Raw genomic sequence first — 22420 nt, 5'->3', positions numbered from 1 at the left:
TGGTTCCGGACCGACAAAAACCAACGGGAGTAAAAAATGACCCTGATGAAATCTTTGATGGGTGCCGCTGCGGCGGTCGCACTGACAGCTGGCGCAGCTCTGGCCGAGCCGGCGCTGATCTTTGACCTGGGCGGTAAGTTCGACAAATCGTTCAACGAAGCGGCCCACAATGGCGCAACACGCTGGGCCGAGGAAACCGGCGGCACCTACCGCGAGATTGAACTGCAATCCGAAGCTCAGCGCGAACAGGCATTGCGTCGCTTTGCCGAAGCGGGCGCGAACCCAATCATCACCATGGGCTTTGCCATGGCCGATCCGCTGTCCGCCGTTGCCGGTGACTATCCTGACACCAAGTTCGTCGCCGTCGACGTCACCTGGCTGGATGCCCCAAACATCCGTCAGATCGGATTTGCCGAGCATGAAGGGTCATATCTAGTTGGCATGATGGCCGCGATGGCGTCGGAATCCGGCACCGTTGGCTTTATCGGCGGTATGGATATCCCGCTGATCCGCCACTTTGGCTGCGGCTATGCGCAAGGCGCCAAAGCTGTGAACCCAGATATCGAAGTTGTTGCCAACATGACCGGCACCACCCCGGCTGCCTGGAACGACCCGGTGAAAGGGTCCGAGCTGACCAAGGCGCAGATCAGCCAGGGTGCTGACGTAATCTATGCAGCCGCAGGCGGCACCGGTGTCGGCGTTCTGCAAACTGCAGCCGACGAAGGCATCCTGTCGATCGGCGTGGACAGCAACCAGAACCACCTGCACCCGGGCAAAGTTCTGACTTCGATGCTGAAACGCGTGGACGTGGCCGTCTATGACGCTATGAGCGCGGGCGAAGGCCTTGAAACCGGCGTATTCGCCATGGGTCTGGCCGAAGAAGGCGTGGGCGTCGCAATGGACGACAACAATGCCTCGCTGGTCTCGGATGACATGAAAGGCGCGGTCGACAAGGCACGTCAGGACATCATCGACGGCAATGTGACCGTCGTCAGCTACTACGAGAACGACAGCTGCCCTGCACTGCAGTTCTGATCTTTCGCGGGACGGAGGCTTGGCCTTCCGTCCCGTTTCCACTCTGCCGCTATGTGCAAACGCGGCCCTTTCGGCAACCCAAGGACAAGACATGACCGTCCCCGCCATTGAGCTCAAAGGGATTTCCAAAGCCTTTGGGCCGGTTCAAGCCAATAAAGACATTTCCATCAGCGTCGCCCCCGGCACGATCCACGGGATCATCGGTGAAAACGGTGCGGGCAAATCCACGCTGATGAGCATTCTCTACGGCTTTTACAAAGCCGATAAAGGTGAGATTTGGATCAACGGCACCAAGACCGAGATACCGGATAGCCAGGCGGCTATCGCCTCGGGCATCGGCATGGTGTTTCAGCATTTCAAGCTGGTTGAAAACTTCACCGTTCTGGAAAATATCGTTCTGGGCGCCGAGGATGGCGGGCTATTGGCCCCGTCGCTGTCCAAAGCCCGCAAAGAACTGAAAGCGCTGGAAGAAGAATACGAGCTGTTCGTCGACCCCGACAAACGCATCGACGAGATCGGCGTTGGGATGCAGCAGCGGGTCGAGATTCTGAAAGCGCTTTATCGCAAGGCCGAGATCCTGATTCTGGACGAACCAACCGGCGTTCTGACCCCCTCTGAGGCGGATCAGCTGTTCCGCATCCTAGATCGGCTGCGGACCGAAGGAAAAACGATCATCGTGATCACGCATAAACTGCGTGAAATCATGGAAAACACCGATACCGTGTCGGTCATGCGACGCGGTGAGATGACGGCGACCGTAAAAACTACCGAGACCAGCCCCGAAGAACTGGCCGAACTGATGGTGGGCCGCAAGGTACTGCTGCAAGTCGACAAAGTACCCGCCCAGCCGGGCAAGCCCATACTGGAAATTGAGAATCTGCAAGTGTTCGACAGCACGGGCGTTGAGCGGGTCAAAGGCATCGACCTAACCGTTCGCGCGGGAGAGATCGTCGGCATCGCAGGGGTTGCGGGCAACGGTCAGTCAGAACTGTTGGAAGTTCTGGGCGGAATGCGCCCCGGTCAAGGCTCGATCAAGCTGAACGGCACCCCTCTGGCACTCAGCGGTGCCGGATCGGATGGTCAGGCGCGACGCGCGCAGCACATCGCGCATGTGCCCGAAGACCGCCAGCGCGAAGGGCTGGTGATGGACTTCCACGCGTGGGAGAATGTTGCCTTTGGCTATCACCGCGATCGCGCCTATCAGCGCGGTCTGTTCATGGACAACGCCGCCTTGCGCGCCGATACTGAAGCCAAGATCGCCAAGTTTGACGTGCGCCCGCCCGACCCGTGGCTGGCCGCCAAAAGTTTTTCTGGTGGCAATCAACAGAAAATCGTCGTTGCACGCGAAATCGAGCGGAATCCTGATCTGCTGCTGGTCGGACAACCGACACGCGGCGTGGATATTGGCGCAATCGAGTTCATTCACAAACAAATCGTCGCCCTGCGCGATCAGGGCAAAGCGATCCTGCTGGTCTCGGTCGAGCTGGAAGAGATCTTCTCGCTGTCCGACCGGATCGCCGTGATGTTCGACGGGCATATCATGGGTGAGCGTTTGCCTGCCGAGACCGATGAAAAAGAACTGGGCCTGCTGATGGCCGGTGTTGCGGAAGAGGCCGCTTAAAGCATGGAAAAGATGCCTAAATGGGCCGATGTCGTGCTGATCCCGGTGATCAGCTTGCTGTTGGCCACGATCCTATCGGCGCTGGTCATTCTGGCCATTGGTGAGAACCCGGTTGAAGCCGTGAACCTGATGGTTACGGGCGCGCTGGGGTCGACCTATGGCTGGGGCTATACACTCTACTACGCAACCAACTTCATGTTCACCGGGCTGGCCGTGGCCGTGGCCTTTCATGCGCGGCTGTTCAACATTGGCGGCGAAGGACAGGCGATGCTGGGCGGTCTTGGCGTAGCCATGGTATGTCTGTACATTCCCTGGCCGCATTGGAGTATTGCGCTGGCCGCCGCATCGCTTGGGGCCGCCTTGTTCGGTGCGGCATGGGCCGCAATCCCTGCCTATCTTCAGGCCAAGCGCGGCAGCCATATCGTGATCACCACGATCATGTTCAACTTTATCGCTGCTGCCTTTCTGAACTACATGCTGGTCAATGTAATGCGCCCTCAGGGCTCGCAGGACCCGGCTACAGCGCGATTCCCCGAGGCCGTACATCTGCCGACGTTCCAATCCATGTTCTCGACCGCTGAGAACGTGATGTTCCGAGGCGCACCCGCCAATATCTCATTCTTCGTGGCGATCTTGGCTTGTGTCGTGGTGTGGGCTCTGATCTGGCGCACGCGCCTTGGGTACGAGATTAGATCCTATGGCAAAACCGAAACCGGAGCCGTTTACGCTGGGATTTCGCCGGTACGGATCACCATCATTGCCATGCTGATCTCGGGCGGGCTGGCCGGTTTGATGGCAATTAATAACGTGATGGGCGAGGCGGAGCGTCTGGTCCTGAATTCGACCGAAGGGGCCGGGTTCATTGGTATTGCCGTCGCGCTGATGGGACGCTCGCATCCGTTTGGCGTGTTTCTTGCCGCGCTCCTGTTTGGCTTCCTGTATCAGGGTGGGGCCGAGCTTGCGCTTTGGACCTCGATCCCGCGTGAGCTGATCGTCGTCATTCAGGCGCTGGTTATCCTGTTCACAGGGGCGCTGGACAATATGGTGCGCATGCCGCTTGAAAAGCTGTTCCTGGGTCTGCGGAAAGGGGCGGAGTGATGGAGTTCTTTATCACACTCATTCAAGTCCTCGATTCGACCATTCGCCTTGCGACACCTCTGCTGCTTGCCTGTCTGGCCGGGCTTTATTCGGAACGAGCTGGCATCTTCGACATCGGGCTTGAGGGCAAGATGCTGATGTCTGCTTTCTTCTCGGCAGCCGTTGCAGCAGTGACTGGATCAGTCTGGCTGGGTCTTTTGGCGGGTATCGGTGCGTCGCTTATCTTGTCGGCCTTGCACGGGGTGGCTTCGATTACCTTCCGGGGCAATCAACTGATCTCGGGCGTGGCGATCAACTTTCTGGCCTCGGGGCTGACCGTTCTGATCGCGCAAAGCTGGTTTCAGCAAGGCGGGCGTACCCCGTCCCTGTTTGGCGGTGGCCGATTTGAACCCATAGAGTTTCCCTTTGCAGAGGCGCTAAGCAACGTTCCGGTTATCGGTCCAATCTACTCGGAACTTCTGTCCGGACATTCGATACTGGTCTACGTCGCCTTCCTGATGGTGCCTCTCACATGGTGGATCCTATATCGCACCCGGTTTGGCCTGCGCCTGCGAGCCGTGGGTGAAAACCCGGCGGCGGTCGATACAGCTGGCGTTTCGGTCGTTGGCTTGCGGTTTGCGGCCGTTGCGATCTGCGGCATTCTATGCGGGATTGCCGGGGCCTATCTTGCTACGGCCTTGCAGGCGGGTTTTGTCAAAGAAATGACAGCCGGTCGCGGGTTCATCGCTTTGGCAGCTCTGATCTTCGCAAAATGGCGGCCATGGCATGCGATGTGGGCGTGCCTGTTGTTCGGTCTGCTACAAGCCATCGCCCTGCGGTTCCAGAATATCGATCTGGGCGGGGTCGTGATCCCGGTTCAGGTGATGGACGCCCTGCCTTACATCCTGACTGTGGTGATCCTGGCCGGGTTTGTCGGCAAGGCCGTTCCCCCACGCGCAGGCGGCGAACCCTATGTGAAGGAACGCTGATAAGTCCAGTTCGGAACAAATTTGGGTCCTGTTCGCTGCAAAGCGGCATGCAGAGTTGATTTTGCATGCCGCAACCGCTCTAAGAGGGTATGAACCTCTGGTCTCGGATAGATTTCACAGCTCGGCGGCCTTGGCACGCTGTTGACGTTGGGCTTGTGACTGTTCAGAACTTGGGTCGAATCCAGTTGCCAACCCGTTCCCGCCGCGACAGCATTGTATCGTTGCGCAATCGTTCCCGGCGCGCCTAGAAGAAACCATGCAAATATACCTTCCCATTGCCGAAGTCTCTGTAAATGCCATTCTTCTACTAGGGCTGGGGGGGATGGTCGGCATCCTGTCCGGTATGTTTGGCGTCGGCGGGGGGTTCCTGATGACCCCGCTGCTGTTCTTTATCGGCATTCCCCCGGCGGTTGCTGTTGCAACCGAAGCTAATCAGATCGTCGCGTCTTCGTTTTCGGGTGTGCTGGCGCATCTTCGACGAAAAACCGTAGATTTGAAGATGGGCACGGTGCTTCTGGTGGGTGGCCTTATCGGGGCCGCCGTGGGTGTGGTGATCTTCAACTATCTCAAAAGTCTGGGCCAGGTCGATCTGCTGGTCACGCTTTGCTATGTGGTCTTTCTGGGTGTCATCGGCAGCCTGATGTTCGTCGAAAGCCTGCGCGCCCTGCGACGCGTGAAGAAAGGCACAGGTGGGCCTGCCAAACGACGCCAACGTGGCTGGGTACATTCACTGCCTCTGAAGATGCGCTTTCGCACCTCTGGCCTGTATATCTCGGTCATCCCGCCGGTTGTCGTCGGGCTGTGTGTCGGCATCTTGTCCGCCATCATGGGCGTGGGCGGAGGCTTTATCATGGTCCCGGCCATGATTTACCTGCTGGGAATGCCGACGAAGGTTGTGGTCGGAACATCTTTGTTCCAGATCATCTTCGTCACCGCCTTCACAACCATGCTGCATGCCACCACCAACTACACGGTCGATATTGTGTTGGCCGTTCTCTTGCTGGTGGGCGGCGTGATCGGCGCCCAGATCGGTACCGTGATCGGAGCCCGCATGCCCGCCGAACAACTGCGCGTTCTTCTGGCGGCTTTGGTCCTTGTGGTCTGTGGCAAGCTGGCGCTTGATCTGCTTCTGGAACCGAGCGAGCTATACTCCCTCGGCGCAAGCGGAGGGCATTGATGATGGTCCGCGCGTTCTTTGCCGCCCTATGTCTGATGTGCTTGCCCGCCGCCGCCGCAGAGGAACAGGTGGTTCTTGGGCTCAGTCAGGATCGCGTCGCGATCACCGCGAATTTCGATGGGTCTGAGATTCTGATCTTCGGCGCCATCAAACGCGAGGCCCCAATCCCCGAAGGTCCCCCGGTTGAGGTTATCGTCGCCTTGGCAGGCCCGTCAGAACCCATCACCGTGCGCCGCAAGGCCCGCAGGCTAGGGATTTGGGTCAACACCGACAGTGTACTGGTCGACCTTGCGCCCAGCTTTTATGCGGTCGCCACCAGCGCACCGTTTGACGATATCATCACCGACACCGAAGACCTGCGCTATCGTATCTCAATCGAGCGGGCCATTAGGTCTGTTGGCGCCGCGATGAACATTCAAGGCGCTCAGGATTTTGCCGAAGCAGTTGTGCGCATTCGGGAAAGCGAAGACCTGTATTCCATCCGTGAAAACACGGTGGCAGTGGATGAGCAAACCCTGTTTCGCACCTCGGTTGCGATGCCTGCAGACCTGACCGAAGGTGACTATGTGGCGCGTATCTTTCTGACAAGAGGCGGCGAGGTCGTGTCGCGCTATGAGACAACGATTGACGTGCGCAAAGTGGGGCTGGAGCGGTTTCTTTATACCATGTCGCGCGAGCAACCGGTGTGGTATGGCCTGATGTCGCTGGTCATCGCAATCGTAGCGGGTTGGGGTGCCTCAACCGCGTTCAGATTGCTGCGCGAAAAGTAAAAAGCCTAACCCCTTCCGATATAGGGCATGGTGGTGGCCATCACTGTCATGAACTGGACATTCGCCTCAGGCGGCAGGTTGGCCATATGCAGGACCGAACGCGCAGCATCCTGAACATCCATCGTCGGGTCGGGTGTTTCACCGCTGGCAATGGCCGCATCAACCAGACCCTGAACCATCTGCGTGCGGGCATTGCCGATATCGATCTGACCGCAGGCAATGCCGAAACTGCGCCCATCCAGAGACAGGCTGCGGGTCAACCCCGTGATCGCGTGTTTCGTGGCCGAGTAGTGCACCGAGTTCGGACGCGGCACATGAGCGGCGATGGACCCGTTGTTGATGATGCGACCACCCTGCGGGGATTGGTTGCGCATACTCCGAAACGCGGCCCGGGCACTCAGAAACATGCCGTTCAGGTTCACATTGATGCTGTGATACCAATCCTCCAGCGCGATTTCATCAATCGTGCCACCGGGGGCAAAGATGCCCGCATTGTTGAACAGTACATCCAGCCGACCGGTTTGGCCCTCAAACGTCTGAAAAGCGTGATCGACAGCCTTGGGGTCCGTAACATCCGCAACCAGCGGTATCGCATGCGCCTGACCTTCAGCAATTGCGGCCAGTTTGTCAGCACTGCGGGCCAGCAAGCCCACAGTCCAACCTTCGGCCAGAAACAACTCTGCCGTGGCCTGGCCAATGCCCGAACTCGCTCCGGTGACTATGATTGTTTTCATGTCTCTTCCACCTCCAGCGTCAGTGAGGTTGCCGGGATAGCCTTCAGGTCATCAACACGCAAAGGATATGAGGGTTTCGACAACCGGTTTCGGACAACCCAGATCAACCGCTCCTGCGCCCGTGTGATCGCCACATAGGCCAACCGTTTCCAAAGGGGTTGCCCGGCTTCGGTCCGCCCCATCCGGGCCGCTGCATAGATATCTGGGGCAAAGACCTGCACCGTATCCCATTGTGATCCCTGCGCCTTGTGGATTGTCACTGCGGCACCATGCAGAAACGTTGCACCCATGCGAGCCGCATAGGGGATAAAAGGTTCTTCTTCATCCGGTTGTTCGATCTGCACAATCGAGGCGGCACTGACCTGCGGGTCTTCAGCCCCCATCACATGCAGGCGCGAAAACCCCGGTTTGCGCCCCGGTCCCAGATAGATGACCTGAGCGCCTTTGATCAGGCCGCGCGCCTCAAGGTCCAGCCGCTTTTTGCGATGTTTCAGCGGCAGCTCAATACCGTCACAGATCAGCGGCTCACCTTCCAGCAATTCGGTATCCGGCGCCCCATGTACCTGCCTGAAGGCTTGTATCAGACGAATGCGCGTTGCATTGCGCCAGACCAAAACAGGGCTACGGGCCATCAGGTCGACCTCGACCCGCTGCCCCCACACGACGCGATCGTCACGGCGCGCTGTGTCTTCGACCATCCGCTCGAAATCTTCAAACCCCATGGTCGGATCGGCCAGCGCGTGGGCCAGATCAAGAATCGGATTGTCGGCATCCTGCCGGTGGACCCGGTGCAATTCCAGCTTGCGCGGCTCAGGCAGGGTTTCGAAAACCATACTGCCGGATTGATTGACCGGAGCCAGCTGCGCCGGGTCACCAAACATCAGCAAGGTCGGAAAAATCTCTTTCAGGTCTTCGAACTGACGATCATCCAGCATCGAAGCTTCATCAACAAAGCCAATATCCAGCGGCTCATCCCGGCGTTTCCAGCCGGTGATGAAATCCGACCCTCGCAACCCAGCTGCAGCCAGTGCACCGGGGATCGACTTGTTGTTTTCATAAAAGGCGGCTGCGCGATCCAGCGCTTCGTCGGTCAGGCCTTCAATCTCGGGTCGTTCGCCATTTCCGGCCAGCCATTCCGCGATGCGCTCGTACTCCGGATCATAAACGGGTGTATAGAGGATGCGGTGAATGGTGGTGGCGGGCACACCGCGCAAGCGCAGCACACTGGCAGCCTTGTTGGTCGGGGCCAGAATCGCAAGCGTCCGCTTTTCCCGGGATTTGCGGCTTTCATAGTCGCCCGAGACGATCTGAACACCGCTGTCGGCCAACGCCTTGTAAAGTTCCGCCAGTAGCAGAGTCTTACCCGAACCGGCCTTACCAATCACGGCCATAACGCCAGACTTACCTGCCCCCGGCAGCTTCAGCAAAGCGTCATCTTCCAGGTCCACACCGGCTTGGCGCAGCATCTCGGCGATGCTGTCATAGGCGGCGGCCTGGTCTTCAGAAAAGGTCACGTGCGGCAAAGACATGGCGCGACCCTACAAGGCCGCGCCAGCCATCGCCAGATGCCGAATGGTGTTTTCGCGTTCGTTACGCGGACAAAGCAAACCGATGGTGTTTTCCGGAACCAAACGCCGTTTTGAACCACAGTCTGGACAGCTCTCTTGGAATACCAGCCCGTGCGGCGACACGGTTGCAGTCATCCGCCGAGTAGGGCCACAACCCGACCGAAATCTGATCGCGCCCATTACCTTCGGTTCCCAACACAACCGGTGATGAGCCGATCATCCGGTAGATCCGGATCATGCGGGCATCGAATACACCGGCAATATGGGTCAGGCCGAACCCTTCCATCATCTCGCCACCGCTGAGCATGATGGCTCCGGCGGTATGCGGGCTGGCTGTGCGAGACAGGCAAAACCGCGTGACTTCCCAGATCAGTGGGCTGCAAATCGGTTCCCCCTCGTTCAGATGTCCGAACACTTCGTTGATCATCACCGGCCCGGTGGTTGGAAGCACCCGCATCGAGCCGCCATGGCTGCCATCGGGTTCTTCCCAAATGACATAAAGCGGGTTGAGATCATCGTATTGATCCCGCTCTTCCCCTTTTGCATTGACGTGAACATCCCAACCCAATCGGGTTTTGAACTGATCCGCGCGATCCAGAAACATCCCCTCGGCCAGAGTTGGAAACTTATGCAGCTCGTCGGCATACAGATAACGCAACATGACTTTTCCCCTTGTCGTCCTGTGCAGGAACGAAAGGGGTACAGAGTCGTGGTTAATTATCTGTTCTCAGGGCGTGCGAGGCTTAAACCACTATTAATCCTCGGCTAAGTGCCGTGGCGATCGCATGGGTTGTGTTTTGCGCGCCCAGCTTTGCGCGGGCGCTTTCGATATAAACCCGCAGCGTGTGTTCGGAAATCGATAGGGAATGCGCCACCTGTGCGCGGCTATAACCTAAGGCCAATAGTGTCATCGCGTCGATCTCACGCGGGGACAAGCTGCGTGTCGATTCGGGTTGTCGATCCGTTTCAAACTCCAGTGCCTTGCGGTTGATGAAATGGGCCACCAGAATCAATTCGCGCCCATAAACTGCAATGAAGTTCTGCCAGGTTTTATCGTCACAACTGTGATTGACAGTAAACAGCGCGAACTGCCCATTAGGCCCCCGGATCGGGATCGAATATCCCTGATTACCAACCCCATGTTCCAGCGCGTCCTGCAAGAACGCCTTTGACACTTTCCCAGACCAGTCCAGAGACTTCCAATCAACTGGATGAAATCGTTGGAAACAGCCCAGAATGACAGGGTCGATGCGGTGATAGTTTTTTTCCCGGTACCGTGCGTCCCAGGCATCAGAATAGGTTGTACAGCCGTATTGATCTCCGGCCCCGTCAACCCAATGGTATGTCAGATGTTCGATCTTCAGATGATCGCGTAGTCGAAAGGCAACGACGCTGAGCTCGTCAAGCGTGCTGGTGTTTTCCAAATCCTGCAGGATTTGACTCAAATCGAGTTTTGTTGCCATCCGCCGGCGCCTGTGCCTTATCCTTGATGGACGCGATCTCGGCGGCGGCGATCAGCCGGGTGTCATCCAACTGTTCAGCCAACGCGGTCAACCCATTCGCAACTGCGAACGCGTTGAGGTCCGACAATACGTCCAAAATCCACTCATTCTGCGCCATCAGGGTCTCTCTGAAACAGTTAACGAACAGTTAACACAACCATAACATGTGTGATGTTTTTCAGCCTATTCACTGGTTTCTACTCCCCAAAAGCAGCGAGGTTTCGTTCTGCAACCCCTTGATAGCCTTAAAACTGGTCCGAAAAAGCAAGGCACCCGCGAACCGAGACGGTGATTCGCGGGTGCTGAAAGACGACTTGTGGATGTCTTAACCGCGCGCGTCCAGAACCTCTTCCAACGTGCGCATGCCGGTACGTGGCGCCTGAACAAGGACCGACATGTTACCGGGCTTGTGTTCGTTTCGTAGCATTTTCATATGCGCCTCTGGCAGGTCGTTCCAGGTGAACACCTCGGACATGCAAGGGTCCAGACGACGCTCGACCATCAGCTTGTTCGCGGCCGCCGCCTGTTTCAAATGTGCAAAGTGCGAGCCCTGCAAGCGCTTCTGGTGCATCCACATGTAGCGCACGTCGAAAGTACAGTTGAACCCGGTGGTTCCGGCACAAATCACGACCATACCGCCCTTTTTCACCACGAAGGTCGAGACGGGGAAGGTGCTTTCGCCAGGATGTTCGAACACCATATCGACATTGTTGCCTTTGCCAGTGATGTCCCAGATCGCCTTGCCGAACTTACGGGCCTCTTTGAACCATTGGGCATATTCCGGGGTATTGACCGTGGGCAATTGGCCCCAGCAGTTAAAATCCTTGCGGTTCAGAACGCCCTTGGCACCCAGGCCCATGACAAAGTCACGTTTGCTTTCGTCCGAGATCACGCCGATTGCATTCGCACCTGCGGTATTGATCAACTGGATCGCATACGAGCCCAGACCACCCGATGCGCCCCAAACCAGAACGTTCTGACCGGGTTTCAGATCGTGCGGCTCGTGCCCGAACAGCATCCGATAGGCGGTGGCCAGCGTCAGCGTATAGCATGCAGCTTCTTCCCAAGTCAGATGCTTGGGGCGCGGCATCAGCTGTTGCGCCTGAACACGGGTGAATTGGCTGAACGAGCCGTCAGGCGTTTCATAGCCCCAGATACGCTGGCTGGGCGAGTACATCGGATCGCCGCCATTGCATTCCTCGTCATCGCCATCGTCCTGGTTGCAGTGGATGACCACCTCATCGCCCACTTTCCAGCGCTTGACCTTGTCACCAACGGCCCAAACGATTCCCGACGCATCCGAACCAGCGATATGGTAGGGAGCCTTGTGGCCATCAAATGGGCTGATCGGCTGGCCCAGAGCAGCCCAGACGCCGTTGTAATTGACGCCCGCCGCCATCACGAGGACCAGAACCTCGTTGCTGTCCAACTCAGGCACATCGACCACTTCCTGCTGCATCGCGGTATTTGGTTCTCCGTGACGCTCTTTGCGGATTGCCCAGGCGTACATCTGCTTGGGCACAAACCCCATCGGAGGGATTTCCCCCATCTCATAGAGGTCCTTTTCGGGTGCCTCGTACGACGCGATACCGCTTTCGGTGTCCAAAGCCATGCTGGCCTCCTTCTCTCAATACCTTTGCCGCGCCGCAGAATCGCGCGCGTCTCAAAATGTGAATATTGACCGTTAGGTAATATTGCAACCGCTTTTGCGCAGATTTTGTAATTTTATGACCCAGCAGATGCAGAAATTTCTTTCGCATCTGCAGTATTTCCAGAAATCACACGCGCCGGAACGGATGCCGCGTAGTAGTTTTGAAGGTCGATGCGCTGATCTGACAGGCTGAAGATACCTTCATCATGGCTCAGGAGTCGACGCTCGACCAGTTGATCCAGTGCATTATCCACTGCCTCGCCATTTTCGGACAGTCGATCGTCATCCGCCTTCATCAACCCTGTAATACGCGCTTTCAAATCTTGCTCGGACATCGGACCATGGTCACGTAGCAGCGCACAGGCAGCCGGTACGGGGACCACCGGGATCGCAGCGCCAATACGCTGCATGAGTTCGCGGGCCAGATCTGTCATCAGATCACTCCGACTCTCCTCACTGAACTGTTTCAGCGAAATCGGCCTGCCATATCTGACCGATGCCATGCCAAACCGCTTATAACGGCCAATCAAGCGGCGCCAGATCTGTTTCAAAATCCAGCGCGTGATCACCCCGATCCGAGCGTGAAATCGCCGTTCAGACCCCAATGCGGCACGGGTCAAGATCGTATCCTCTAGAACCCGGTCGTAATTCAGGGCGACGGGCACAAAGACCACATCCCGGCCTTCGGGCGAAGTTCCATCGATGATGTACTTCAAAAGCCCTAACTTTGGCCGCCCCAATGCGCCGGTCAGGCTAAGCCCTCCTTCCGGGAACATGGCTTGTGTCACCCCGGCCTCGGTCGCGTGACGGACATAGCTGGCTAGAACCTGTCGATACAGATCGCTGCCAGACTTACGACGGATAAAATAAGCCCCCATGGCCCGGATCAAGCGGCTGAGGGGCCAGACCCGCGCCCATTCACCCACCGCATAGGACAGCGCGGATTGCTGTGCGGCCAGATAAGTGACCAGCACATAATCCATATTGCTGCGATGGTTCATGACAAAGACCACTGTCGCTTCTGGATCAATCCTCTTGATCGCTGCTTCGTCCGCATAGCTTAGGCGGACATCGTAGAACGTGTTGCTGAGCAGTCGGGCAAGACGAATGGCGAAGCTGAAATAGATAAAGGTCGAAAAAGAAGGCGCGATCTCGCGCGCGTAACGACGCGCCTGTTCAAAAGCGACCGCTTCGGGGATTCCTTCTTCATGCGCATGCTGTTGAACGGCCTGACCAACCTGTGGGTCATAAATCAGCCGCTGGATCATGTCATGCCGCCGCGCGAGTTTAAACGGCTGGATCGGTCTTTGCAGGCGCTGATTCAACCGGGAAACGGCCCGTTCCAACCGGCGCCGAAAAAACCAGCGCACCGAGGGGAACAGAAAATGCGAGGCAAAGGTGACCATGGCAAAGACCACGATCAACAGAAAAAGCCACAGCGGAAGCTCCACGGTCTGAGTCATGTCAGCACAGTGCCACTAATTGGAGCGGCTCACAATCTGAACAAACTTGAAATGCCGCAACGCAGCGAATTGACATGGCCTGAAAATTGCGCTTTAGAACCCCAAGACGTAATTTTGTTACCCTTCGAGACACGAGGCCCGCCGATGACGCAGACGCAGAAAGACCGCCCTTGGCTGATCCGAACCTATGCCGGTCATTCCACCGCCAAAGCCTCGAACGCGCTGTATCGCGGAAACCTTGCCAAAGGTCAGACCGGCCTGTCGGTGGCCTTCGATCTGCCGACGCAGACCGGCTATGACAGTGACCACACGTTGGCACGGGGCGAGGTTGGCAAAGTCGGCGTGCCGATCTGCCATCTGGGTGACATGCGGGTTCTGTTCGACCAGATTCCGCTGGAGCAGATGAACACCTCCATGACGATCAACGCCACGGCCCCATGGCTGTTGGCTTTGTATATCGCGGTGGCCGAGGAACAGGGCGCGGATGTCTCGAAGCTGCAGGGCACGGTGCAGAACGATCTGATCAAGGAATACCTGAGCCGTGGCACCTATGTCTGCCCGCCCAAACCGTCGCTGAAGATGATCGCGGACGTGGCCGAGTACTGCTATACCCACGTGCCGAAATGGAACCCGATGAACGTGTGTTCCTATCACCTGCAAGAGGCGGGCGCGACGCCGGAACAGGAACTGGCCTATGCGCTGGCCACCGCCATCGCGGTGCTGGACGAATTGCGCCCCCGCGTCCCGGCCGAGGATTTCCCGGCGCTGTGCGGGCGGATTTCGTTCTTTGTGAATGCGGGCATCCGCTTTGTTACCGAGATGTGCAAAATGCGCGCCTTTGTCGATCTTTGGGACGAAATCCTGCAAGACCGTTATGGCGTCGAGAACCCGAAATTCCGCCGATTCCGCTATGGCGTTCAGGTGAACTCGCTGGGCTTGACCGAGCAGCAGCCGGAAAACAACGTCTATCGCATTCTGATCGAGATGCTGGCCGTGACCCTGTCGAAAAAGGCCCGCGCCCGTGCGGTGCAATTGCCCGCGTGGAACGAGGCGCTTGGCCTGCCCCGCCCGTGGGATCAGCAATGGTCGATGCGGATGCAGCAAATTCTGGCTTATGAGACCGACTTGCTGGAATATGGCGACCTGTTCGACGGCAACCCGGCGGTGGACGCCAAGGTCGAGGAACTGAAAGAAGGCGCGCGCGCCGAACTGGCCAACCTCGATTCGATGGGGGGTGCCGTAGCCTCGATCGAGTACATGAAATCCCGCCTTGTCGATTCCAACGCCGAACGCCTAAACCGGATCGAGCGCAACGAGACGGTTGTGGTTGGCGTGAACAAGTGGATCGATGGTGAACCCTCGCCCCTGCAAACCGAAGATGGTGGGATCATGGTTGTTGATCCGGCTGTCGAGCAGGAGCAGATCAACCGCCTGAACGATTGGCGCGCTGAGCGCGACGATACAGCGGTTGCCGCCGCCCTGGCCGCGCTGCGCGAGGCTGCGCAGAACGGTACCAATGTGATGGAACCCTCGATTGCGGCAGCAAAGGCGGGTGCCACCACCGGCGAATGGGCCGAAGAAATGCGCAAGGTCTATGGTACCTATCGTGGTCCGACCGGTGTGTCCGGGTCCGTCTCAAACAAAACCGAAGGTTTGGACGACCTGCGCGCCGCCGTGGACGCTGTCAGCGACAAGCTAGGCCGCCGTCTCAAGTTTCTGGTTGGCAAGCCCGGTCTGGACGGCCATTCGAACGGGGCTGAACAAATCGCCTTCCGCGCACGGGATTGTGGTATGGATATCAGCTATGAGGGTATCCGCCTGACCCCCGAAGAGATCGTCACCGCCGCTGCCGAGGATGACGCGCATGTCATCGGCCTGTCTATTCTGTCTGGCAGCCACTTGCCCTTGGTCGAAGACGTCCTGTCCCGCTTGCGTCACGCCGGTCTGGATCACATACCAGTCGTTGTTGGCGGTATTATTCCGGATGAAGATGCGGAAAAGCTCAAAGCCATGGGTGTCGCCAAAGTCTATACCCCCAAGAATTTCGAATTGAATTCGATCATGGGGGATATTGTTGAATTGGTGGATCCGAAAAACCTGGCCGCAGAATAACGGACATTTAATCCAATAAATTCCCCGTTTCTATTCCCAATTCTTTGGGGGTAGGGTATCGCGTTGCGTGAATGCGCACTCGTCTTTGCGTACAGCACCAAAATACTGGACGGAGAATACCAATGGGGATCAATCTCGAAGAAATGTCACGGAAAGAGCTGTTGTCTTTGCGCGACAACGTCGAAAAAGCGTTGGCCAACGCTGAAAAGCGTGAACGTAAAGAAGCGCTGAAAGCGGCAGAAAAAGCCGCGGCAGAATTTGGCTTCTCGCTGTCTGAATTGTCTGATGACGCACCACGCACCGCTAAAGGCACCAAGGCAAAAGCAAAATATCGCAACCCGGCCGATCCGGCGCAAACCTGGACAGGTCGCGGTCGGAAACCGCAATGGATTCATGATGCGCTGAAATCTGGCGCAGATATTTCCGATCTGGAAATCTAAGCAAGATAGGTGCCGAAATGACAATTCATATTGGCGCGGAACAAGGCGAAATCGCAGAAACCGTTCTTTTGCCTGGTGATCCGTATCGTGCAAAATGGGCGGCTGAAACGTTTCTGACCGACGTAAAACAAGTCAACAATGTTCGGGGTATGCTGGGCTTTACTGGCAGCTGGAATGGCCATCCGGTTACGATTCAAGGCAGCGGCATGGGCATGCCATCCCTGTCGATCTACGTGAATGAATTGATCCGGGACTGTGGTGCCAAAACGCTGATCCGGATCGGATCATGCGGAGGGATGCAGGACAGCGTTAATATTCGGGACGTTATTCTGGCGATGACGTCAACGACGCTCAGCACGCCATCACGTGGTATCATGAAAGAGCTGAACTTTGCCCCCTGCGCAGATTGGGGCTTGCTGCAGGCGGCGGCCAACGCGGCGAAGGCAAAAGGAACGCCAACCCATGTCGGTGGGATCTACTCGTCGGATGTGTTCTACGATGAACGCCCTGATCTAAACGAGCAGATGGTGCGCCATGGTGTGTTGGGCGTCGAGATGGAAGCCGCTGAGCTGTATATTCTTGCCGCAAGGCACAAATGCCGGGCTCTGGCCGTTCTGACCGTTTCTGATCATCTGCTAACCGGTGAGGCACTGCCCTCATCCGATCGCGAAAGTAGCTTTGGCGATATGGTCGAAATTGCACTTCACGCCGCTTTTCCGGACGCAGGCTAGACCTGAACGGGCAGAGTTCGCTTCTGCCCGATTTCTATTTCCCCGATGTCTACCGCAAGCATTGCGTTGGGCTATCCACGCTTTCCACCTTCGCGCCACAATAGGCGCAAACCCACAGGCCTTCGTCGCGATGTTGCCGCCATCGGCATTCTCGCGTCAGTGAGGACGTGCGGGAGCGCCATAGAAAGTAGGCAAAAACCCCAGCGGCCAGAAGAAGCAATAGTATGGGCATGAATCTGTTTCGCCCATTCTATCCATCGATGGCAAGCCCTCAGGCTGCGTTTGCGTACTCAAAAAGCTCGGGCTCACGCGACTGAACAGTCGACGGCTCGGGCGTGTAGTAGGCCCATGCCTGTTCAAGCATTTCCAATGCTTCCTTGGCGGTCGGTTTTGGGGTTTGTGGTGTTGTTTTCATCGGAGTGATCCTGAGTTGATCCCATCACTCCTCCCTATCGCAAATCTAGGGTGTTTTGCGCCCGTCGACATCGGTTGATTTCGCAACAGGGACATGCGCTTGCCGCAACTCGGCAAGCGCGATTTTTGGGTCAAACCGAACGTTCAACCATCATCTTCTTGATCTGCGCAATTGCCGCCGCCGGGTTCAATCCCTTGGGGCAGGTCTTAGCGCAGTTCATGATCGTGTGGCAGCGGTACAGCTTGAAGGGATCCTCAAGCTCATCCAGACGCTCACCTGTGGCTTCATCGCGGCTGTCGATGATCCAGCGATATGCATGCAGCAATGCTGCGGGGCCAAGATAGCGGTCGCCGTTCCACCAGTAGCTCGGGCACGAGGTCGAGCAGCTGGCGCACATCACACATTCATACAAGCCATCCAGCTTCTTGCGGTCTTCGATCGACTGCTTCCATTCCTTCGCGGGACGGTTGGTTTTGGTTTCCAGCCAAGGCATGATGGATGCGTGCTGAGCGTAGAAATGGGTCAGATCGGGGATCAAGTCCTTAACCACGGGCATATGCGGCAGCGGATAGATTTTCACGTCGCCCTTGATCTCATCCATGCCATAGATACAGGCCAGCGTGTTGATCCCATCGATATTCATCGCGCAAGAGCCACAGATCCCTTCCCGGCACGAACGGCGGAAGGTCAGGGTCGGATCAATCTCGTTCTTGATCTTGATCAGCGCGTCCAGGATCATCGGCCCGCAGGTATCCATGTCGACGAAATAGGTGTCGACGCGCGGGTTTTGCCCGTCATCCGGGTTCCAGCGGTAAATCTGGAACTTGCGCAGGTTCTTCGCGCCCTCCGGTTTGGGCCAGGTCTTGCCGGTTGTCATCCGGGAATTCTTGGGCAGGGTCAGTTGAACCATGTCAATTCTCCATTCAGCCTGTCCGGGCGCGATCAGATGCGCCGCGATTATGATGCCCCCAATGGGCAATGTTCACGTCAAAATCCGGGGACAGCCAGTCGGCAATGGCCTGCGGGGTGTCCCGGTCGATATCAAAGCGCAGAAACCGTGGGTTTCCGGCGAAATAGTCCTGCACCTCGGCATGATGCACGTCATACATACGGCGCCAGCCTTGCTTGACGTCGTCGGCGGTCTGACCGCTGGCCTTGCAACACCGTTCCAGATATCCGCCATTGCTGTGACGCGCGCGTGAGGCGATCCAATCGTCCACATTGCGCGTGTTCAGCAGGAAATAGGCGTCTGGATATGCGGCGTGCAATTCGCGGAAAAACCGCGTGCCATCCAGCATGAAACGCGCGTTCACAAAGGAAATGTCGGTAAATGCCCGAACGGGACCAAACCCATCCAGTGGTTTACGGCCCATGGCAATATTAGTCACCATGCGATGCGCCAGATTATCACCTTGCTGGTCCACCCAATGCACCGACGGAATACCGTTGTCCTGAAACAGCCTGTGGAACGAGGTCGTCGCGCAGCGGTTCAAACCGATCAGAATGATTTTCGGATCGGTTTGGGCAGAGTGCAGCACTTCGACCGTCATGACCGTCTCCGGGCACTAAACGGTGCCAAACGGCCAGAGGTCAGGGCGTTGTCCTTGGGTATGTGGCGTTCGCACACCATTGCCTGATCAATTCACTCCTTAGAAGGTTCGCGCCTTGGGCGCGATTTTCTTGAGGCTGATGCCGCCTTCATCCTCGTTGGTCAGCGGATCGACGATCACCGGGCGATAGCTGAGGTCAACCTTATTGCCATCGACTCGGCTGACCGTATGAACACGCCAGTTTTTGTCATCCCGTTCGCTGAAATCCTCATGGGCGTGAGCGCCACGGGATTCCTTGCGCGCCTCGGCTCCAACGATCGTCGTCAAAGCGTTTGGCATCAGGTTGGTCAGCTCCAATGTCTCCATCAGGTCGCTGTTCCACACCAGCGAGCGGTCGGTGACCTGCAGATCGTCCATCTTGGCGGCAATCGCGGTCATCTTTTCGACCCCTTCGGCCATGGTTTTGGCGGTCCGGAAAACAGCCGCGTCAGCCTGCATGGTTTTCTGCATCTCAAGTCGCAGATCAGCGGTCGGGATTGCACCGCTGGCGTTGCGGACCGTGTCGAACCGGTCAAACGCCTTGTCGACCGACGCCTGATTCAGAACCGGGTTCGGAGCCTCGGCATCCACAACCTTACCGGCGCGGATCGCAGAGGCACGACCAAAGACCACAAGGTCGATCAGCGAGTTCGAACCCAGTCTGTTCGCACCATGGACCGAGGCACAACCGGCCTCACCCACGGCCATCAGGCCCGGCACTACGGCAGTCGGGTCTTTAGCGGTTGGGTTCAGAACCTCACCCCAATAGTTGGTCGGAATACCGCCCATGTTGTAATGCACGGTCGGCAGAACCGGGATCGGTTCTTTGGTCACGTCGACACCGGCAAAAATCTTGGCGCTTTCCGAAATGCCCGGCAGACGCTCGGCCAAAGCTTCGGCAGGCAGGTGTGACAGGTTCAAGTGGATGTGATCCCCTTCGCCACCGACCCCACGGCCCTCGCGGATTTCCATGGTCATCGAGCGCGAGACATAGTCCCGCGGTGCCAAATCCTTGTACTGGGGCGCATAGCGCTCCATGAACCGCTCGCCTTCCGAGTTGGTCAGATACCCGCCCTCGCCACGCGCACCTTCGGTGATCAGGCAGCCCGAGCCGTAGATGCCGGTCGGGTGGAACTGCACGAATTCCATGTCCTGCAAGGCGAGACCCGCACGCGCCACCATACCGCCACCGTCACCGGTGCAGGTATGGGCCGAGGTCGCGCTGAAATACGCCCGGCCATAGCCGCCGGTTGCCAGCACCACCATCTTGGCGTTGAAGACATGCATCGTGCCGTCGTCCAACTTCCAGCAGACGACGCCCTGACACTGCCCGTCTTCGGACATGATCAGATCGATGGCGAAATACTCGATGTAGAACTCGGCATTGTTCTTCAGCGACTGACCATAGAGCGTGTGCAGGATCGCGTGGCCGGTCCGGTCCGCAGCGGCACAGGTCCGCTGTACGGCGGGGCCTTCGCCAAACTCGGTCGTGTGGCCACCGAACGGGCGCTGATAAATCTTGCCTTCTTCGGTCCGGCTGAACGGCACGCCGTAATGTTCCAGCTCATATACAGCTTTGGGCGCTTCACGCGCCAGGTATTCCATTGCGTCGGTATCACCCAGCCAGTCCGAGCCCTTGACGGTGTCATACATGTGCCACTGCCAATGGTCCGGGCCCATGTTGGACAGCGACGCGGCGATCCCGCCTTGCGCTGCAACCGTGTGCGAGCGCGTTGGGAAGACTTTGGTTACACAGGCTGTACGCAGGCCTTGCTCTGCCATACCCAGCGTTGCGCGCAGACCGGCGCCGCCGGCTCCGACAACCACGACGTCATATTCGTGGGTTTCATATTCATATGCTGCTGTCATTATCTCTGATCCTTACCGCGCGTCTTCACAGGGCCAGCTTGACGAGGGCAAAAAGCCCCGCAGCCATCAGCGTGTAGCCAAAAGCCCACATCGCAACGAGTGTGATCTTTTCCGCGATCCCGTGCACGTAATCCTCGATGGTTTCTTGCGCCTCATACATAAGCTGTTGCAGGCCAACGACCAATGTCAGGGCGGTGACGATGGCCGGGAAGGGTCGGGCGAAATAGGCCAGAACCTCTTCGTAAGTCCCGCCGATGCCGTAACCAAAAGTGAAGACGAACAAGGGCACCAGAACGGTTAGTATCATCGCGCGAACCATGGTGCGCCAATGGGTTTGCGTTCCGGAGTTCCCAGCGCCCAAGCCTTGCGCGCGTTTGCGATCGGTAAGGTATTGCATCGCGATCCTCCTTACACCAAAGCCATGGTGATGATGGTCAGAACGGTCGCCCCGACAAACATGCCAATGCCCATCTTTTCGGAAACCGAAACATCCAGGCAATAGCCGAAATCCCAAATCACGTGGCGCAGGCGCCCCAACGTGTGGTACCACAGTGCCCAGACCCCACCCGTCAGGATAAGCTGACCAAACCAGCTGCGCAGAAAGCCGTCGATGCCAGCAAATGCGGCCTCAGACGTGGCAGCAGCAAGCAACCACCAAACAACAAGTGCCGCGATTGCGAACGCCGCAAGACCGGACAGTCGAACCATGATCGACGATATCGAGGTCATCTGCGGACGGTAGATCATAATGTGTGGCGAGAGCGGGCGGTTGCCCCGATTGACATCGGCCATGGCGGCTCCTCTTACTTTGGCTACTTGTCGTTTTACCGGTTTTTGGTGGTCTGTCACGTGCTGCACCCGCAAAAACAGGTAAAATTACCGCAAAACGGGTGATTTCTTCAATATGTGATCACGCAAATAAAAGCTGTGATCACAAATTGCATTCAGCACTGCCTATGTTAGCGATTTCAGTAGGAAAGCAATGTGATCACGAATCTGCCTTGCTTATTTCAAGTCGGCGGATTGCTGTGTTACCTCGCGCAGCAGCTTTTTTCGAATACGTTCAGGGTAATCAGCAAACCCGGCGGCAGACACAACAAAAGCACCCTCGCCCACGATGACATTCTCAAAGAAATAGGCAGTCAGATCGGGCTCGGATTCTTCGATGGCAATCGCATTCACGGTTACGCCACGGGCACGAAGCAGGCGATGGATCTGATTAGGCTCGACCCCTTCGTTCGAGACCCCATCGCCAGAAATATCGATCAACAAACGTTTGCAATCGTTCACAGCATCAAAGCTGGCCAGCGTCATCTCTAACGCTTCGCCTATAGCCGTTGAGAAGTTTCGCCAGATGCGCGGATCTTGTGCGACTTTGCTGGCAAACCCATCCAATGCGCCGAAACTGTCGATCCGAGTCCAGGGAATAGTTACCCGCTGACGCGATGCACCGGTCCATTGCACGAGCATCAACCGCGCCTGCCCACGCACCAGTGCTTCGGATACAATCGGGTCGCGCAACCCCGCCGCCAGCCCATCCATCTGGACGCGATATTCATCACTGTCGACCGACCCCGAAACATCGACAGCCAAAGCCAATGCCAAATCGCAAGACCAAGCGGGTGGTGTTAAACACAGGCAAGCGATCAAGGCGCGAAACAGGATCATAGCAGTACC

General features: G+C 57.3%; 23 protein-coding genes. 9 read left to right on the top strand and 14 right to left on the bottom strand.

Annotation, left to right across the window (positions count from 1 at the left end; translation table 11 throughout):
* The first annotated feature begins 36 nt into the window (after positions 1-36).
* From ACR0KG_RS16960 to ACR0KG_RS16935, 6 genes are all read left to right on the top strand, one after another.
* On the top strand, positions 37-1035 hold the full coding sequence (locus tag ACR0KG_RS16960; RefSeq protein WP_353011925.1) for a BMP family lipoprotein: 999 nt from the start codon (positions 37-39) through the stop codon (positions 1033-1035).
* A gap of 91 nt (positions 1036-1126) precedes the next feature.
* Positions 1127-2656 carry an ABC transporter ATP-binding protein gene (locus ACR0KG_RS16955; protein WP_480548575.1) on the top strand — a complete coding sequence of 510 codons (1530 nt, stop codon included), beginning with the start codon at positions 1127-1129 and terminating at the stop codon, positions 2654-2656.
* A 3-nt stretch (positions 2657-2659) separates the two neighbouring features.
* Positions 2660-3754 (top strand): ABC transporter permease, encoded by a 1095-nt coding sequence (locus tag ACR0KG_RS16950; RefSeq protein ID WP_480544341.1) that lies wholly within the window; start codon positions 2660-2662, stop codon positions 3752-3754.
* On the top strand, positions 3754-4722 hold the full coding sequence (locus ACR0KG_RS16945; protein WP_170535868.1) for an ABC transporter permease: 969 nt from the start codon (positions 3754-3756) through the stop codon (positions 4720-4722). Before ACR0KG_RS16950 ends, ACR0KG_RS16945 begins: the two co-directional genes overlap by 1 nt.
* 256 nt (positions 4723-4978) lie before the next feature.
* Positions 4979-5899 (top strand): sulfite exporter TauE/SafE family protein, encoded by a 921-nt coding sequence (locus tag ACR0KG_RS16940; protein WP_480548573.1) that lies wholly within the window; start codon positions 4979-4981, stop codon positions 5897-5899.
* Positions 5900-5901: 2 nt separating this feature from the next.
* Positions 5902-6669 (top strand): TIGR02186 family protein, encoded by a 768-nt coding sequence (locus tag ACR0KG_RS16935; RefSeq protein ID WP_353012104.1) that lies wholly within the window; start codon positions 5902-5904, stop codon positions 6667-6669.
* Between the two features lie 5 nt (positions 6670-6674).
* On the opposite strand, the gene ACR0KG_RS16930 is transcribed toward ACR0KG_RS16935, so the two are convergent.
* The 7 genes from ACR0KG_RS16930 to ACR0KG_RS16900 all read right to left on the bottom strand — a co-directional run bounded on the left by ACR0KG_RS16930 (position 6675) and on the right by ACR0KG_RS16900 (position 13587).
* Complete coding sequence (locus tag ACR0KG_RS16930; protein ID WP_480827926.1) at positions 6675-7403, bottom strand: SDR family oxidoreductase; 729 nt, start codon at positions 7401-7403, stop codon at positions 6675-6677.
* A complete protein-coding gene (locus ACR0KG_RS16925; protein ID WP_480827925.1) occupies positions 7400-8932 on the bottom strand; it encodes an ATP-dependent DNA helicase in 1533 nt (510 codons plus the stop codon). Before ACR0KG_RS16925 ends, ACR0KG_RS16930 begins: the two co-directional genes overlap by 4 nt.
* Before the next feature lie 61 nt (positions 8933-8993).
* Positions 8994-9632 carry an acyl-homoserine-lactone synthase gene (locus ACR0KG_RS16920; protein ID WP_480548567.1) on the bottom strand — a complete coding sequence of 213 codons (639 nt, stop codon included), beginning with the start codon at positions 9630-9632 and terminating at the stop codon, positions 8994-8996.
* An 82-nt stretch (positions 9633-9714) separates the two neighbouring features.
* Positions 9715-10434 carry a helix-turn-helix transcriptional regulator gene (locus ACR0KG_RS16915; protein ID WP_480548565.1) on the bottom strand — a complete coding sequence of 240 codons (720 nt, stop codon included), beginning with the start codon at positions 10432-10434 and terminating at the stop codon, positions 9715-9717.
* Entirely contained in the window at positions 10373-10591 is a 219-nt protein-coding gene (locus ACR0KG_RS16910; RefSeq protein WP_170535599.1) for a hypothetical protein, read from the bottom strand. The genes ACR0KG_RS16915 and ACR0KG_RS16910 overlap by 62 nt, the downstream gene beginning before the upstream one ends.
* Before the next feature lie 207 nt (positions 10592-10798).
* Positions 10799-12085: a crotonyl-CoA carboxylase/reductase gene (gene ccrA / locus ACR0KG_RS16905; protein WP_480548563.1), complete on the bottom strand. Its 1287-nt coding sequence runs from the start codon at positions 12083-12085 to the stop codon at positions 10799-10801.
* A gap of 113 nt (positions 12086-12198) precedes the next feature.
* Positions 12199-13587 (bottom strand): 1-acyl-sn-glycerol-3-phosphate acyltransferase, encoded by a 1389-nt coding sequence (locus ACR0KG_RS16900; protein WP_480827924.1) that lies wholly within the window; start codon positions 13585-13587, stop codon positions 12199-12201.
* Here ACR0KG_RS16900 and ACR0KG_RS16895 point away from each other — a divergent pair.
* From ACR0KG_RS16895 to deoD, 3 genes are all read left to right on the top strand, one after another.
* A complete protein-coding gene (locus ACR0KG_RS16895; RefSeq protein WP_480548559.1) occupies positions 13510-15699 on the top strand; it encodes a protein meaA in 2190 nt (729 codons plus the stop codon). The genes ACR0KG_RS16900 and ACR0KG_RS16895 overlap by 78 nt on opposite strands.
* 122 nt (positions 15700-15821) lie before the next feature.
* Positions 15822-16139 (top strand): H-NS histone family protein, encoded by a 318-nt coding sequence (locus tag ACR0KG_RS16890; protein WP_353012107.1) that lies wholly within the window; start codon positions 15822-15824, stop codon positions 16137-16139.
* Between the two features lie 17 nt (positions 16140-16156).
* On the top strand, positions 16157-16870 hold the full coding sequence (deoD, locus tag ACR0KG_RS16885; protein WP_480827923.1) for a purine-nucleoside phosphorylase: 714 nt from the start codon (positions 16157-16159) through the stop codon (positions 16868-16870).
* 271 nt (positions 16871-17141) lie between these two features.
* Here the strand turns inward: deoD and ACR0KG_RS16880 are convergent, their stop codons facing one another.
* The 7 genes from ACR0KG_RS16880 to ACR0KG_RS16850 all read right to left on the bottom strand — a co-directional run bounded on the left by ACR0KG_RS16880 (position 17142) and on the right by ACR0KG_RS16850 (position 22411).
* Positions 17142-17285 (bottom strand): hypothetical protein, encoded by a 144-nt coding sequence (locus ACR0KG_RS16880; protein ID WP_353011959.1) that lies wholly within the window; start codon positions 17283-17285, stop codon positions 17142-17144.
* A gap of 130 nt (positions 17286-17415) precedes the next feature.
* Positions 17416-18195: a succinate dehydrogenase iron-sulfur subunit gene (locus tag ACR0KG_RS16875; protein WP_170535844.1), complete on the bottom strand. Its 780-nt coding sequence runs from the start codon at positions 18193-18195 to the stop codon at positions 17416-17418.
* A 13-nt stretch (positions 18196-18208) separates the two neighbouring features.
* A complete protein-coding gene (locus ACR0KG_RS16870) occupies positions 18209-18835 on the bottom strand; it encodes a sulfotransferase (protein ID WP_480827922.1) in 627 nt (208 codons plus the stop codon).
* 99 nt (positions 18836-18934) lie between these two features.
* Positions 18935-20743 carry a succinate dehydrogenase flavoprotein subunit gene (gene sdhA, locus ACR0KG_RS16865; RefSeq protein ID WP_480548553.1) on the bottom strand — a complete coding sequence of 603 codons (1809 nt, stop codon included), beginning with the start codon at positions 20741-20743 and terminating at the stop codon, positions 18935-18937.
* A 25-nt stretch (positions 20744-20768) separates the two neighbouring features.
* Entirely contained in the window at positions 20769-21140 is a 372-nt protein-coding gene (locus ACR0KG_RS16860) for a succinate dehydrogenase, hydrophobic membrane anchor protein (RefSeq protein WP_480544352.1), read from the bottom strand.
* A gap of 11 nt (positions 21141-21151) precedes the next feature.
* Complete coding sequence (sdhC, locus tag ACR0KG_RS16855) at positions 21152-21535, bottom strand: succinate dehydrogenase, cytochrome b556 subunit (RefSeq protein ID WP_480544353.1); 384 nt, start codon at positions 21533-21535, stop codon at positions 21152-21154.
* Between the two features lie 213 nt (positions 21536-21748).
* Entirely contained in the window at positions 21749-22411 is a 663-nt protein-coding gene (locus tag ACR0KG_RS16850) for a DUF1194 domain-containing protein (protein WP_480827921.1), read from the bottom strand.
* Positions 22412-22420 lie beyond the last annotated feature (9 nt).

This window comes from Ruegeria sp. H4, from assembly GCF_056533065.1.
This window is presented reverse-complemented; position numbering and strand designations above follow the sequence as displayed.